11 protein-coding genes are annotated in these 15620 nt (G+C 60.2%); 2 read left to right on the top strand and 9 right to left on the bottom strand.

Annotated features, from left to right (window positions below; translation table 11 throughout):
* Positions 1–212 precede the first annotated feature (212 nt).
* Both dtd and pip read right to left on the bottom strand, forming a co-directional pair.
* Positions 213–650 (bottom strand): D-aminoacyl-tRNA deacylase, encoded by a 438-nt coding sequence (gene dtd / locus ACEN2T_RS05260; protein WP_095186139.1) that lies wholly within the window; start codon positions 648–650, stop codon positions 213–215.
* The gene (gene pip, locus ACEN2T_RS05255; protein ID WP_442116417.1) at positions 647–1618 is read right to left on the bottom strand and encodes a prolyl aminopeptidase; all 972 of its coding nucleotides are present in this window, start codon (positions 1616–1618) and stop codon (positions 647–649) included. The genes dtd and pip overlap by 4 nt, the downstream gene beginning before the upstream one ends.
* A gap of 273 nt (positions 1619–1891) precedes the next feature.
* Between pip and ACEN2T_RS05250 the strand changes: the two genes are divergently transcribed.
* Positions 1892–6082 carry an RHS repeat-associated core domain-containing protein gene (locus tag ACEN2T_RS05250; RefSeq protein WP_442116416.1) on the top strand — a complete coding sequence of 1397 codons (4191 nt, stop codon included), beginning with the start codon at positions 1892–1894 and terminating at the stop codon, positions 6080–6082.
* A gap of 527 nt (positions 6083–6609) precedes the next feature.
* On the top strand, positions 6610–6747 hold the full coding sequence (locus ACEN2T_RS05245; RefSeq protein ID WP_339483493.1) for a hypothetical protein: 138 nt from the start codon (positions 6610–6612) through the stop codon (positions 6745–6747).
* Between the two features lie 163 nt (positions 6748–6910).
* On the opposite strand, the gene hutG is transcribed toward ACEN2T_RS05245, so the two are convergent.
* The 7 genes from hutG to ACEN2T_RS05210 form a co-directional block, all read right to left on the bottom strand.
* The gene (hutG, locus tag ACEN2T_RS05240) at positions 6911–7708 is read right to left on the bottom strand and encodes an N-formylglutamate deformylase (RefSeq protein ID WP_181640254.1); all 798 of its coding nucleotides are present in this window, start codon (positions 7706–7708) and stop codon (positions 6911–6913) included.
* 11 nt (positions 7709–7719) lie between these two features.
* On the bottom strand, positions 7720–8925 hold the full coding sequence (hutI, locus tag ACEN2T_RS05235; RefSeq protein WP_122682132.1) for an imidazolonepropionase: 1206 nt from the start codon (positions 8923–8925) through the stop codon (positions 7720–7722).
* Between the two features lie 15 nt (positions 8926–8940).
* Positions 8941–10350 (bottom strand): amino acid permease, encoded by a 1410-nt coding sequence (locus ACEN2T_RS05230; protein WP_442116415.1) that lies wholly within the window; start codon positions 10348–10350, stop codon positions 8941–8943.
* 215 nt (positions 10351–10565) lie between these two features.
* A complete protein-coding gene (gene hutH / locus ACEN2T_RS05225) occupies positions 10566–12104 on the bottom strand; it encodes a histidine ammonia-lyase (protein WP_095186143.1) in 1539 nt (512 codons plus the stop codon).
* Between the two features lie 45 nt (positions 12105–12149).
* Complete coding sequence (gene hutH / locus ACEN2T_RS05220) at positions 12150–13658, bottom strand: histidine ammonia-lyase (protein WP_442116414.1); 1509 nt, start codon at positions 13656–13658, stop codon at positions 12150–12152.
* A gap of 140 nt (positions 13659–13798) precedes the next feature.
* Entirely contained in the window at positions 13799–14623 is an 825-nt protein-coding gene (locus ACEN2T_RS05215; protein ID WP_050442867.1) for a quaternary amine ABC transporter ATP-binding protein, read from the bottom strand.
* Entirely contained in the window at positions 14620–15471 is an 852-nt protein-coding gene (locus ACEN2T_RS05210; RefSeq protein ID WP_032890174.1) for an ABC transporter permease, read from the bottom strand. The genes ACEN2T_RS05215 and ACEN2T_RS05210 overlap by 4 nt, the downstream gene beginning before the upstream one ends.
* Positions 15472–15620 lie beyond the last annotated feature (149 nt).

Genomic DNA, 15620 nt, shown 5'->3' with positions numbered 1-15620 from the left:
AGGTTGGCGAGCATTGTTCCGACTCCCCTGGGTCAAAATGATTCCCCAATGGATGTCGGACAAGTCTCTACCTAAATCAAAAATGGACCAAACAACGCTGATCCCCGTAGCGCGCGATTATCTAGTAGCCCGCGAGACAACGCATCAGGGGCAGCGAAGTATTTGTAGCGAAATCCTGCGTTTTTAGGCATTAAAAGTCGTTTTTAATACATTCAGGTCTGTAACAGAAAGGTCACAGGGCCATCATTGACCAAATGCACCTGCATATCGGCACCAAAACGCCCCGACGCCACCTTGCCATGCAATTGTTGCGCTTGTACCAGCAGGTGATCAAAAAGCGCCGCTCCCAGGGCCGGCGGGGCCGCTGTGGAGAAGCTTGGCCGCAGCCCGCTCTTGGTATCCGCCGCCAACGTAAACTGCGACACCAGCAGCAAACCACCGCCGATGTCCTTGAGCGACAGGTTCATCTTGCCCTCGTCGTCGCTGAACACACGGTAGTTGAGCAATTTGTGCAGCAACTTATCGGCGCTCTCCGGCGTATCTGAAGGCTCAACGGCCACCAGTACCAGCAATCCCTGGTCGATGGCACCGACGACTTCACCCTCGACCTCGACACGGGCGCCACGCACCCGTTGCAACAGGCCCTTCATGCTTCTTCTGGCGGTAGATCAAGCAGGCGCCGTGCCATCTCACCGGTCGCGCGCACCAATGCATCGGTAATGCCGGGCTCGGACGCCGCATGGCCCGCCTCGCGGATCACCTGCAGTTCGCTGTTCGGCCAAGCCTGATGCAGCTCCCACGCGTTATCCAGCGGACAGATCATATCGTAGCGGCCGTGGATGATTACGCCAGGCAGATGGGCGATCTTGTGCATATCGCGAATCAGCTGGTTGGGTTCCAGAAAGGAATTATTGGTGAAGTAGTGGCATTCAATCCGCGCGATGGACAGGGCGCGCTGCGGCTCGGAAAAACGCTCCACATGCTGTGGGCTTGGGCACAGGCCCAGCATGCGACCTTCCCAGCCGGACCAGGCTTTGGCCGCGTGCATCTGGGCGATCTGGTCGTTACCGGTCAGGCGCTTGTGGTAGGCGGCAATCATATCGTGACGCTCGTCCGTAGGAATCGGCGCGAGGTAGTCCTGCCAGTAATCCGGGAACAAGCGGCTGGCGCCGGTTTGGTAAAACCATTCGATGTCCTGCGGGCGGGCCAGGAAAATGCCGCGCACGATCAGGCCATGCACACGCTCAGGGTGGGTTTGCGCGTAGGCCAGAGCCAGGGTCGAGCCCCAAGAGCCGCCGAACAACACCCATTTGTCGATGCCCAAGTGCTCGCGGATACGCTCAAGGTCGGCGACCAAGTCCCAGGTGGTGTTGTTTTCCAGACTGGCGCGGGGCGTGGAGCGCCCGCAACCACGCTGGTCGAAGGTGACAATGCGGTACAGATTAGGATCGAAATAGCAGCGACTCTGGGCGTCGCAACCGGAACCAGGGCCCCCGTGGATAAAGACGACAGGCAAGCCTTCGGGGGAGCCACTTTCATCGACATACAGGGTGTGGGTGTCATCGACTGCCAGATCGTGCCGGGCGTAGGGTTTGATCTGCGGGTACCAAGTCTGCATTGCGCGCTCCGTAGGGGGTCGGGTTCATCCCTGAGGGGACGTCTTTTATTTTGCCGTCTGGCACTATAAACCCGAATTGTGCAATGAGCATGTCCTTGAGCGCTTAGACCTGTGTCAGCCCTTCGCTCCTGAGATCATTCCTGCAGATAGGCCGCCACCTACTGATGCACGTAAACCTTGGGAGCCGTCCTACGAACGTCCCGGAAGGCATCACCTGAGCAAGGACGCAACCGCGTGATTTGATCCGGTCTTTTCAGACACGGATCGGTACGCATGACCGACACGCTGTGGGCCGCCCGCGAGGGCGACGCGCTTTTGCACAGTTCAATACTCGCCGACGTGCTAGGCGGCGTCCTGGAGATTGCCGCCAGTGTGGCCGTGACGGCCCTGGCGACAGCGGCTGTCGTTGCCGCAGCGGGCGTAACCGTGGCAACTGGCGGCCTCGGCTGCGTTGTACTGGGCGCTGTCGTGGGTGTGATGGTCGGCGTCGGCATGAGCCAAACCGGCGCGGATAAAGGCCTCTCACGATTATGTGAGTACTTTGCCAATGCGCTGTTCCCTCCGGTCATCAACGCCTTCATCAACAGCGGTTCGCCCAACGTCCTCATCAACGGGAAACCCGCGGCGCGGGCGGCCGGCAAACGCTCGGATGTCATCGCGGCGCCAGAGGGTGAGCCGTCTTATCTGGATATCGCTGAAAGCTTTTTCTCTCAACTATGGCGCCCTACGGTGGCCGACCCGGTGGCAGGTGTCGTGCCTTGTCCTGCCGATAAAGTCGACTGCAATAAACACCCGCCGATGCCGGAGCAATACCTGGCGGAAGGCTCCAGCAGGGTCTTCATCAATGGTCAGCCAGCGGTGCGCAGTGGAGATCGAAGCACCTGCGAAGCCAAGGTCGGAAACGTACAGATTTCGCCGAATGTGATCATCGGCGGAGCGCCCGTGGTGGTGCGTGAGATTCGCAGCGGCAAGACGCCGGGCGTGGGGTTGGCGGTGACGGCGTTGCTGACGTTGCGCGGCGGCGGCACGAAGTTCTTCAGCAAGTTGCCGTGCATGGCGGTGGGCGGGCTGGTGTCTTGGGGCAGCAGCCAGGTGAGTAATGCGGTGACAGCTGCGGTCGCAGGTTCGCCCAACCCGGTGCACAGCGCCACGGGCGCGAAGATCCTCGACGGTGAAGACGACCTGGACTTCGCTCTGCCAGGACTGCTGCCGATCGAGTGGCAGCGCTATTACTGCAGTCGAGATGAACGTCGTGACGGTCTGTTCGGCGCCAGTTGGAGCGTGGCTTATGAAGCCCGCGTCGACATTGGTGTGCATTCCGAAGGGGGTGATCGACTGATCTACACCGATGAGCAAGCCCGCCAGATCGACATCGGCATGATCCCACCGGGCGGCGCGGTGTTCAGCGCGGGCGAAGGCTTGAGCGTAAGGCGCCATACCGACGGGCACCTGCTGATTGAAAGCGTCGATGGGCGCTATCGGCTGTTTGAACCCGCACCGGGTAACCCCTCGCACCTGCGTCTGAACCAGTTGGGGGATCGCAATGACAACCGCCTCTTGCTTGACTACGACACCCAGGGCCGCCTGAGCCGGTTGAGCGATACCTTCGATAATGTGCAGATCGAACTGTGCTACAGCCAGCAATGGCCCGGTCGGGTCGCTCAGATTGAACGCCAGTTCCCTGATCACGGCCGGGAAACCCTCGTCAGCTATAGCTATGACAGTCAAGGCAACCTGACCGACGTTCGCAATGCTGCCGGGCACATTCAACGTCGTTTCGCCTACGACAGCGGCCAGCGCATGATCGAGCACCAACGGCCCACCGGATTGCGTTGCTTCTACCAATGGGCCTGTGTGGACGACCGCGAATGGCGCGTGATCCGACATTGGACCGACGAGGGCGCCGACTACCAATTCGACTATGACCTGCAAGTCGGGATCACGCGGATTACCGATGGCTTGCAACGGGTCAGCACCCGCCAATGGAACCCGCAATACCAGATCACCGCGTATACCGACAGCCTCGGCCAAACCTGGCAATTTGAATGGAATGACGAGCGCCAGTTGCTCGGTGCCACCGATCCCCAGGGCGGTCAATGGAAGTTTGGTTACGACGCCTCCGGCAACCTGTGCGAGACGCAGGATCCGTTGGGGCGCGCCGAATCCACGGTGTGGCTGGGGCATTGGTCGCTGCCTTTGGTAGAGATCGATGCCGCCGGCCAAGCCTGGCAGTATCAATACGACCCGCGTGGCAACTGCGTCAGTCAAACCGACCCGCTGGGGCATGTCACGCGCTACCGCCATGATGCGTTTGGCCAGGTCGTCGAAATCACCGACGCCACCGGAAAAAACTACCGCCTGCGTTGGGATGAAGTCGGGCAACTGACCGAGCATGTGGATTGTTCGGGGTATCCCACACGCTTCGAGTACGACCGTCGGGGCCACTTGCACGTCGTGATCGATGCATTGGGTGAGCGGCAGCGCTATCAACACGACAGCCAGGGCCGCCTGCTTCAAACCGAAAGGCCGTATGGGCTTATCGAGCATTATCTGCGCGACATCAGCGGCCAGTTGATCGCCTACACCGATGCAGCCGGACAGATCACCCGTTACCAATACGACCGCCGCGGGCAGGTTCGCCAGCGCGTCGATGCCCAAGGCCGCCAGATCGAGTTCCGTCACGACGCATACGGCCGCCTGCAAACCCTGACCAATGAAAACGGCGAGTGCTACCGCTTCGCCTGGGATCAGAGTGACCGCCTTGCGCAGCAACAAGACCTTGATGGAAGTGGCCGACGTTATACCTACGATGCACTGGCTAACCTGGCTGCCGTCGAATATGTGCCGTCGAATGATGTGCCCTCTATCGTCCATCGCATGGAGCGCGATGCGGCCGGGCGCTTGCGGGCGAAAGTGACCGATGATGGTCGTACCGACTACACCTACGACCCGTTGGACCAACTCACCACCGCCACCTTCACCGGCAACGACCAGATCACCCAGACCTTGGCCTTCGCTTACGGTCCACTTGGCCGACTGCTCAACGAACACAGCGCTGCCGGCAGCCTGAACCACCACTACGACGAACTCGGCAACCTGATCCAGACGCAACTACCCGACGGCCGCTGGCTCAATCGCCTGTACTACGGCAGCGGCCACCTGCATCAGCTAAGCCTCGACGGCCACGTCATCAGCGACTTCGAACGCGACCGCCTGCACCGCGAATTGCTGCGCACCCAAGGGCAGATCACCACCCGCAACGAATACGACCGCTCCGGCCGATTGCGCTCACGTAAACGCAGCCCTACAGGCCAACCCCGGCAACTGCCGCCCACCCAACAAAAAACCTTCGAGTACGACCCCGTCGACAACCTGATCGGCCGCCTGGAAGCGGGCCAACGCCAACTGCTGCACTACGACGCGACCGGTCGGATTATCGCTACCCAGGACAACACGCAAGGTCAGCAGGAAACCTTCGCCTACGATGCTGCCGCGAACTTGCTGGATGGTCCGCAACGACAGGACGGTCTGGTAAGGCACAACAAACTGCTGACTTATCAAGACAAGCGCTACCGCTACGACGGCTTTGGTCGGCTGATCGAAAAACGTAGCACCGTCTGGGGCTTGCAACGCTTCGTGTACGACGCCGAACACCGCCTGATCGAGGTGTTCAGCCAGAAAAACGGGCGAGAAACACGGGTAAAAATGACCTATGACCCACTCGGTCGACGCATCAGTAAAACCGAATACGACAGCCACGGTTATCCGCTGAGCGAAACCCGCTTCGACTGGGAAGGCCTGCGCTTGTTGCAGGAGCACCGACATAGTCAGACGAGTCTCTACCTCTATGAAGACGACGGCTACGCGCCGCTTGCCCGAGTCGATGGAAAGGGCGAATTCCAGCGCGTGCGCTATTACCACAACGACCTGAACGGGTTGCCGGAACAGCTGACGGAAGCCAACGGGCACAACGTCTGGCACGCAACTTATCGGGTGTGGGGCAACACGCTGGAGGAGGTGCGCGAGCCTTATTACATTGAAGAACAGAACCTGCGGTTTCAGGGGCAGTATCTGGATCGGGAAACGGGGCTGCACTTCAACACATTCAGGTTTTATGATCCGGATGTGGGGCGGTTTACGACGCCGGATCCGGTTGGGTTGGAGGGCGGAAGCAATCTCTATCAATATGCCCCTAACCCGATAGGGTGGGTGGACCCGAAGGGCTTGAGTTGCATACACAGCGAGAAGGCAAGGCGGCTTAGATATATAAAAACCAATGAGCGGTCGCACGGCCAGCCGGTATATTTGAACAGCAAGGCCCCGATCAAGCTTAAGTACATTACCCCAGACGTAGATAAACATAACGGCGGCTTTTGGAAAGCAGCCGACAGTGTCAAAAACTTAGGTTCTAAGAGGACCCGGTCAGGTACCTTTGACGAAAATCTCAATCGGGTAGGCGATTAAAGCGATGAAATATTCTTACCGGATAACGAAGTACGACCCCTTGGGTAACGAGTGCTCAAATAGCGAATGGACTAGCTTCTTTGACATCGGAAAAAGCGTGTCGAAAGAAGAGTACTTACTCACTGAGACTGACTATGTAGAAACGGTCATTGCAATTTGCCAATGCTTGGGTGTTTCTACGTTGATAATTAGCGGTCTTGAAATGAATCAAGAGGGTGAGCCTTATACGGAGGGACAGAGCATTGAGGTCGATCGACTAGCCCCAGTCCTCCAGGCTATTTTGAGAGAACAAATCTGGTGCAAGCTGAAATCTGCAAGCTGTGAATTTCACTTTGGCTATGACTATTACATGTACCTAATCTCGGAAACCGACGCAGATCTATGCTTTCCAAAGGAAAAAAGCCAACTGTTCTTTGAGGCGTTTCTATCACCTTATCTTAATAGTTAGCCCTAACGTGAACCGGTTGGGACTTGGTGATAGTGGTGAACCACAGAGCAATGATAAGGCTCGCTTTGAAGGAGGGGACATGAGTGAGCTGACTAATTTTCACGTTTTCTGGGGCGCGGCTATCGCTATTGCTGAAAAGAAATCCGCTTCGATGGAGGCTGATGGGGCCGAGGATTTCGCCCGGCGGCTTTACGATGAATACGTTGAGCACGGGTGAGCCAAAAAATAAAAAGAAATGATCAAATACGAATGGTGAGAACAAAGCCCCCATTAATATCAATGGCCACTTTTACCTTTCAAACAGCGGACAACACTCCATCTGATAGCTGAAAAATACAGGTGCGCGTTCTGAGCAGGAAATCGCATCTGTATTTTTTCATTTAATAGTGCCCACGTCCCCAGACCAAAAAACCTTCCAGCAACTGCTTCAACACTACCCGCGTCGGCTCAGCCAAATCCGCGCGATAACGGAACGGCTCGAACTCCTCCATATAAGTGCTCTGGCACAACTCCAACTGCACCGCATGAATATCCTGCGCCGGGTCGCCGTAATGCCGGGTGATATGGCCGCCCTTGAAGCGCCCGTTCAGCACATGGGTGTACTGCGGATGGGCGGCGCAGATGGCTTCCAGCTGGCTGGCCAGTTCGGGATCGCAGGCGGCCCCGTTAAAGGTGCCGAGGTTGAAGTCCGGCAGTTTGCCGTCGAACAGGTGCGGGATCACCGAGCGGATCGAGTGGGCGTCGAACAGCAGCGCGTAGCCGAACTCGGCCTTGAGCCGCGCCAGTTCCTCTTGCAGCGCGCGGTGATACGGGCCCCAGATCTTTTGCAGGTAAGTGGCGCGTTCTGCCTCGCTGGGCTCCAGGCCTTCACGAAACAACGGCACACCCTCAAATAGCGTGGCCGGGTACAAGCCGGTGGTGGCGCCGGCGTACAGCGGCTTGTCGTCGGACGGCCGGTTGAGGTCGATGACAAAGCGCGAGTACTCCGCCGAGAGAGTGCTGGCGCCGAGTTCTTCGGCAAAGTCATACAGCGTGGGGATATGCCAATCGGTGTCCGGCAGGCTTTGCGCCTCGGGGATCAACCCGGCCTCGACCGCAGGTGTCAAACGCACGCCGGCGTGGGGCATGCTGATCAGCAGCGGGGTGCGGCCTTGTTTGAAATTCAGAACCTTATCCACAACAGCACTCCTTAAACAGTGACATCGACGCCATGGCGCACGACGCGTTTATCCAGCTCGCCGCCCAGCCAGTAGGCGAGGTCGGCGGGACGATCAATCTGCCACGCTACAAAATCCGCCACTTTGCCCACTTCCAGTGAGCCATGGGTATCGCCCATGCCCAATGCGGTGGCCGCATGTTGCGTGACGCCGGCCAGGGCCTCTTCCGGGGTCATGCGGAACAGGGTGCAGGCCATGTTGAGCATCAGGCGCACCGACAGTGCCGGCGAGGTGCCGGGGTTGAGGTCACTGGCGATGGCGATTTTCACGCCGTGTTTGCGCAGCGCCTCCATCGGTGGCAACTGGGTTTCGCGCAGGAAGTAGAACGCCCCTGGCAGCAGCACGGCGACGGTGCCGGATGCAGCCATGGCAATGGCGTCTTCTTCGGTCATGAATTCCAGGTGGTCCGCCGACAACGCGCGATAACGCGCCGCCAGGCTGGAGCCGTGCAACGACGAGAGTTGCTCGGCGTGCAGTTTTACCGGCAGGCCCAACTGCTGGGCGACCTTGAACACGCGCTCCACTTGCTCAGTGGAAAACGCCAGGTATTCGCAGAAGGCATCCACGGCGTCCACCAGCCCTTCCGCCGCCAGGGCCGGTAGCATCTCGCTGCAGATATGCTCGATGTAGTCGTCGGCGCGGTCCTTGTACTCCGGCGGTAACGCATGGGCCGCCAGGCAGGTGGCGCGCACGCTGACCGGCAGCTCATCGCCGAGACGCCGGGCTACGCGCAACATCTTGCGTTCGTTGGCCAGGTCCAGGCCGTAGCCGGATTTGATCTCCACTGTGGTCACGCCGTCGCGCAGCAGACTGCGCAGGCGCTTGCGGGCGCTGTCGAACAGTTCATCCTCGCTGGCGGCGCGGGTGGCGCGCACGGTGCTGGCGATACCGCCGCCCTTGGCCGCGATCTCGGCATAGCTAACGCCCTCAAGGCGCTGCTCGAATTCGCCACTGCGATTGCCACCAAACACCGTGTGGGTGTGGCAGTCGATCAGCCCGGGAGTGACCCACGCGCCTTGCAGGTCATGCACCTGGGCGTAGTCCGCCGTCGGCACTTGGCTGCGCGGGCCGATCCACTCGATGAGTGAGCCGGCAGTGACCATGGCAGCATCCTCGATGATCGAGTAGTTACCTTGAGCCATGGTTGCAACGTGGCAGTGTTGCCAAAGGGTTTTCATCAACGCCTCCCTAAGTTATCGATGAGACACAGCCGGGTCGTATTGGACGTTGGCCGTTTGCCCGACGGCGGGTTTGACCCACAGCAGGTAGGCAACGACCAGCAGCACGATCCACACGGCGCCGACCAGCAAGGCCGCCTGGGTGTCCGGGAAGTAACCCAGCACACCAAACACAAACAGCATGAATACGATGGCCGCCGCCGGCGCATAGGGCCAGAACGGCACCGGGAATTTCAGCTCAGCGACCTGTTCTTTAGTCATCGAGCGACGCATGGCGACCTGGGTGAACAGAATCATCAGCCATACCCACACGGTGGCGAAGGTGGCAATCGAGGCAATCACCAGGAACACGTTTTCCGGGATCAGGTAGTTGAGCAGCACGCCGCCGAGCAGCGCTGCGCCCATCACCACCACGGTCATCCATGGCACGCCCTGTTTGGACAACTGGGCAAAACCCTTGGGCGCCTGCCCTTGCGGGGCGAGGCCGTACATCATGCGCCCGGCACCGAAGATGTCGCTGTTGATCGCCGAGACTGCCGCCGAGATCACCACAATATTGAGAATGGTCGCCGCCGAGCCTATGCCGAGGTTACTGAATATCTGCACGAACGGGCTGCCCTGGCTGCCGATCTGGGGCCATGGGTAGATAGCCATCAGCACAAACAGGGTCAGCACGTAGAACAATAGGATGCGCAGCGGCACGGCGTTGATCGCCTTGGGAATTACGCGCTGCGGGTCTTTGGCTTCGCCAGCGGTGATGCCGATGATTTCGATACCGCCGAAGGCGAACATCACCACCGCGAACGAGGCGATCAGGCCGCCAACACCGTTAGGCATAAAGCCGCCGTGGGCCCACAGGTTGCTCAGGCCGCTGGCCTGGGTCTCGCCCGCCGAATGGATACCGAACAGCATGATGCCGAAGCCGCCGAGGATCATCGCGACAATCGCGCCGACCTTGAGCAGCGACAGCCAGAACTCCATCTCGCCAAACACTTTGACGTTGCACAGGTTCAGGCCGCCGATCAGAAACACAATGCCGAGCACCCAGACCCAGCGCGCGACGTCGGGAAACCAGAAGCCCATATAGATGCCGAACGCGGTGACGTCGGCGAGGCAGACGATGATCATTTCAAACGCGTAGGTCCAGCCGAGAATAAACCCGGCCATGGGGCCCAGATAGGTGCTGGCGTACTGGCCGAAGGAACCGGACACCGGGTTGTGCACGGCCATTTCACCGAGGGCGCGCATCACCATGAAAACCGCGGCGCCGCCGATCAGGTAGGCCAGCAGCACGGCAGGGCCGGCCATCTGGATAGCCGAGGCGGAGCCGTAGAACAGCCCGGTGCCGATGGCCGACCCCAGTGCCATGAAGCGAATATGTCGGGCACTGAGGCCACGTTTCAAACCCTTTTCCTGCTGGTGCATTTCTCGTCCTTAATTATTTTTATCCTGAGAAAATTAAAAGCCGCGCTCATGACAACTGCTTTTTTTGTGGTGAGCGGGCTTGCCCCGCGCTGGGGTGCGAAGCAACCCCAAATCCGGCTACCGCATTTCACTTGGAGAAATGCGGTGACTGTAGGAGGGGCTGCTACGCAGCCCAGCGCGGGGCAAGCTCGCTCACTACAGAGAGCGAGTGTCGCTTACAGGCTCGGCAGCAACTTCGCCGGCACCAGGTCATTCAGGCAGCGGCTGGCGAGCAGTTCGCTGGCGGCGATGATGTCCGGGGCGAAGAAGCGATCCTTGTCGTAGAACCCCACTTTGGCGCGCAGGACGCCACGGGCTTTTTCCAGTTTCGGCGAGGTTTTCAGGCCTTCGCGCAAGTCCAGGCCCTGGCACGCGGCCAGCCATTCCACGGCGAGGATGCCACGGGTGTTCTCGGCCATTTCCCACAGGCGCTTGCCGGCAGCAGGTGCCATCGACACATGGTCTTCCTGGTTGGCTGAAGTCGGAATGCTGTCGACACTGTGGGGATGGGCCAGCGCCTTGTTCTCGCTGGCGAGCGCGGCGGCGGTCACCTGAGCGATCATGAAACCTGAGTTCACCCCGCCATTGCCCACCAGGAACGGCGGCAATTGCGACATGTGTTTGTCCATCATCAACGAGATACGACGCTCACTGAGGGAACCGATTTCGGCGATGGCCAGCGCCATGTTGTCAGCAGCCATGGCCACTGGTTCGGCGTGGAAGTTACCGCCGGAAATCACATCGCCTTCGGCGGCGAACACCAGCGGGTTATCCGATACGGCGTTGGCTTCGACCACCAGCACTTCAGCGGCCTGGCGGAACTGGGTCAGGCACGCGCCCATGACCTGAGGCTGGCAGCGCAGGGAGTACGGGTCTTGCACTTTGTCGCAGTTCTGGTGCGACTGGGAGACCTCACTGCTTTCGCCGAGCAGGTCGCGGTAAGCGGCAGCCGAATCGATTTGCCCACGCTGGCCACGCGCGGCATGAATACGCGCGTCGAACGGCGAGCGCGAGCCCAGCACTGCTTCGACGGTAAGGCCACCACAGGCCAGGGCGCCTGCGAACAGGTCTTCGCCTTCGAACAGGCCGCGCAGGGCATAAGCAGTGGACACCTGGGTACCGTTGAGCAACGCCAGGCCTTCTTTAGCCGCGAGGGTCAGCGGCGTGAGGCCGGCGACTTTCAGCGCGTCAGTCGCTTCCAGCCATTCACCTTTATAGCGCGCCTTGCCTTCGCCCAGCAGCACCAGGGACATATGGGCCAGCGGCGCCAAGTCACCGGACGCACCGACCGAGCCTTTCAACGGAATATGCGGGTAAACCTCGGCGTTGATCAGCGCGATCAGCGCGTCGATTACCTGCCGACGAATCCCGGAGAACCCACGGCTCAGGCTATTGACCTTGAGCACCATGACCAGCCGCACCAGCGCATCGCTGATCGGCTCACCGACGCCGGCGGCATGGGACAGCACCAGGGAACGCTGGAGGTTTTCCAGGTCTTCGCTGGCGATACGGGTCGAGGCCAGCAGGCCGAAACCGGTGTTGATGCCGTAGGCAGTGCGGTTCTCAGCGAGAATCTGCTCCACGCAGGCAACGCTGGCTTCGATCTGGGCTGAAGCGCTGTCATCCAGACTGAGGGTCACCGGCTGCTGGTAGATGGCCCGCAGTTGGGCAAGGCTCAGTTGGCCTGGAATCAGATTTAACGCAGTCACATTCATACTCCTTGTGAATTGTTCTTTCGAATATTTCTGTTGAATAAGGGTTCAGTGCACATCGGGTAATGCGGTGTCTTTGAGCAGCTTGGCGGCAGCTGCAATGTCCGGCGCCAGCCAGCGGTCCTGCTCGTATGCGGGGACCACTTCACGTAACAATCGCCAAGCGCGGTCGGTACCCGCGCCGAAACGCTGGGCCTTCAAAAATTCAAAGGCCTGGGCCGCCAGCAAGTACTCGATGGCAAGAATCTGGGTGACGTTGGCCAGCAGTTGATGCAGCTTCAGCGCGGCATTGGTGCCCATGCTCAAGTGGTCTTCCTGCAGCCCAGAGGTGACGAAATTATCGAGCACCGCTGGTTGCGCGAGCTGGCGGTTTTGCCCGCACAGTGATGCAGCGACGTATTGCACGATCATCATTCCGGAGTTAACCCCTGGGTTGCTCACCAGGAATGCCGGCAAGCCACTGACGTGCGGGTTGATCAAACGGTCCAGGCGGCGTTCGGCAACCGAGCCGATTTCGGCCATGGCGATGGCGAGCATATCGGCGGCCAGGGCGACGGACTGGCCGTGCGGATTGGCCTCGGACACTACGCGGTACTCGTCCGGCGTGCCAAGCACCAACGGGTTGTCAGTGGCGCTGTTGAGTTCAGTCTCGATCTGGCGGGTGGCGTGCTCCACCTGGTCGCGCGCCGCGCCGTGGATCTGCGGGATCGAGCGGATGCTCAGGGCGTCCTGGGTGCGGAGGCCTTTGCTGCTGGCGACCACTTCACTGCCATCGAGCAAGGCACGCAGGTTGACGCCAACGTGCTGCATGCCGGGGTGCGGCTTGAGGGCGATGATTTCTTCATCAAAGGCGTCGATCTGGCCACGCTGGGCTTCGAAACTCATGGCGCCGATCACGTCGGCCCACTGCAGCAAGTGATGGGCGTCGGCCAGGGCCAGGCAGCTCAAACCGGTCATGCACGGCGTGCCGTTGACCAGGCACAGGCCGTCTTTGGCGCCGAGTACCACGGGCTGCAAACCTTCTGCCTGCAAGGCTTCCTGCGCCGTCACGATCTGGCCGCGATAACTCACCGTGCCGACACCCATCAAAGCGACACCGACGTGGGCCATGTGAGTCAGGTAACCCACCGAACCTTGGGACGGCACCTGTGGCGTGATGCCGTGGTTAAGCAGCGCCAGCAACGAACGTACGACCTGCGGATGCAGGCCGGATTTTCCGTGACTGTAGTTGATGACTGCGGCGCAGATGATCGCCCGGGTCTGCTCATCGCTCAGTACCGGGCCGACGCCACAGGCGTGGCTCAGCAGAGTATTGCGCGACAGCTGGCTGAGTTGCTCGCCCGCAAGCGACACGTTGCACAGCGCGCCCAGGCCGGTGTTCACGCCATACGCGCGTTCGCCGCTGGTGACGATGCGCTGCACGATGGCTTGGGCATTGTCGATGCGGGCCCAGGCTTGGCCCGAGAGTTCGAGCACCGCGCCGTGGCGGGCCACGGCGACCACGTCCCGCCAGCGCAGGGGGGTGTCGGCGATGATGACTTTTGCTGCCTGGGACATTGTTGACCTCTTCATATTCTCTACCGCTTTGCCGGCCTCATCGGGGGCAAGCCCCTCCCACATGTTGAACGGTGAACATCTTCAAAGGTGGGAGGGGGCTTGCTCCCGATAGGGCCAGCAGCCTCACCACAGAATCTGGATCAGACCACCGCCGCCCGCCGCTGAACAAACCGGTCCACGTACTCATCCGCCGGTGAATGGAGGATCTCCCGAGGCGTGCCGACCTGGATCAACTTGCCGTCCTTGAGGATCGCAATGCGGTTACCAATGCGCACGGCCTCGTCGAGGTCGTGGGTGATGAAGACGATGGTCTTGTGCAGGGTCTTTTGCAGCTCCAGCAATTGGTCCTGCATCTCGGCGCGAATCAGTGGGTCGAGGGCGCTGAAGGCTTCGTCCATCAGGATGATGTCCGTGTCGGCAGCCAACGCACGGGCCAGGCCGACGCGCTGGCGCATGCCGCCGGAGAGCTGGTGCGGGTATTTGTTTTCGTAGCCTTTGAGGCCCACGGTTTCGATCCAGTGCAGCGCGCGTTCGGCGCACACCTGCTTAGTTTCGCCACGCACCTTGAGGCCGTAAGCGACGTTATCGAGCACGCTCTTGTGGGGCAACAGACCGAAGCTCTGGAACACCATGCTGATCTTGTGCCGACGGAATTGGCGCAGGGCGTCCATGTCCAGTTGCAGGATGTCTTCGCCGTCCACAAGGATCGCGCCGCTGGTGGGATCGATCAGGCGATTGAAGTGACGCACCAATGTGGATTTACCGGAACCCGACAGGCCCATGATCACGAAGATCTCACCAGTACCGATGCTCAGGGACAGGTCGTTGACGCCGACCACGCAACCGGTCTCGGCCAACACTTGGTCCTTGGTCTTGCCCTGCCCGATCATCGCCAGCGCTTCCTTGGAACGCGCGCCAAAGATCTTGAAGACGTTTCTGACTTCGATTTTGCTCACAGTCGTCATTTGCTCGCCTCATGCCGTGGGCGGCCATAGGCCTGGGTAATGCGGTCGATGACCACTGCAAGAATCACGATCGCCAGCCCGGCTTCAAGGCCACGGCCAACGTTGAGGGTCTGGATGCCGACGAGCACGTCTTCACCCAAGCCACGGGCGCCGATCATCGAGGCGATCACCACCATCGACAACGCCATCATGGTGGTCTGGTTGATGCCGGCCATGATGCTCGGCAGCGCCAACGGCAGTTGCACGCCAAACAGTTGCTGCCAGCGGTTGGCACCGAAGGCGTTGATGGCCTCCATAACTTCGCCATCCACTTGGCGGATGCCCAAATCGGTGAGGCGAATCAACGGCGGCGCGGCGTAGATCACCGTGGCAAAAATCGCCGGCACCTTGCCCAGGCCGAACAGCATCAGCACCGGGATCAGGTACACGAAGCTGGGCATGGTTTGCATGATGTCGAGCAGCGGCATCAACACCGAACGCAGGCGATTACTGCGCGCCGAGAGGATGCCCAACGGAATGCCGATCAACACCGAAATCACCGTGGCAACCATCATCAAGGCCAGGGTCTGCATCAGCTTGTCCCACAGGCCAACCGCGCCTACCAGGAACAGCAAACCGACAATCACCGCCGTAGTGACTACTTTGCGGGTAGCGTGCCAGGCCACGCCGCCGACGATGGCCAGCATCAGCCACCAAGGGGCGGCGCGCAGCAGGCCTTCCAGGTTGACGATGGCCCACAGCAGCGTGTCGGAGATCTGCCGGAACACATCGCCGTAGTTGGTAACCAGTGAATCCACCCAACCGTTAACCCAGTCGGCAATGGAAAACGTAAAACTCTCAGGAAACATAGCGTGCTCTCGATCCAATGGGTTGTGGGGGGGGGGCCAGACCATCTCCTCTCCCCCCCCCCCCCCCCCCCCAAACCGTCGTCCGTGTTGATCTCCGTTTTCTCCCTATCCCTCCCAAAAGGGGGGGGGGGGGGGGGGGGGGGGGGGGG

It is taken from the genome of Pseudomonas sp. W22_MBD1_FP4 (genome assembly GCF_052113765.1).
Lineage (GTDB): Bacteria > Pseudomonadota > Gammaproteobacteria > Pseudomonadales > Pseudomonadaceae > Aquipseudomonas > Aquipseudomonas sivasensis.
Note: the sequence above shows the minus strand (reverse complement) of the source record. Positions and strands in the feature narration are given on the sequence as shown.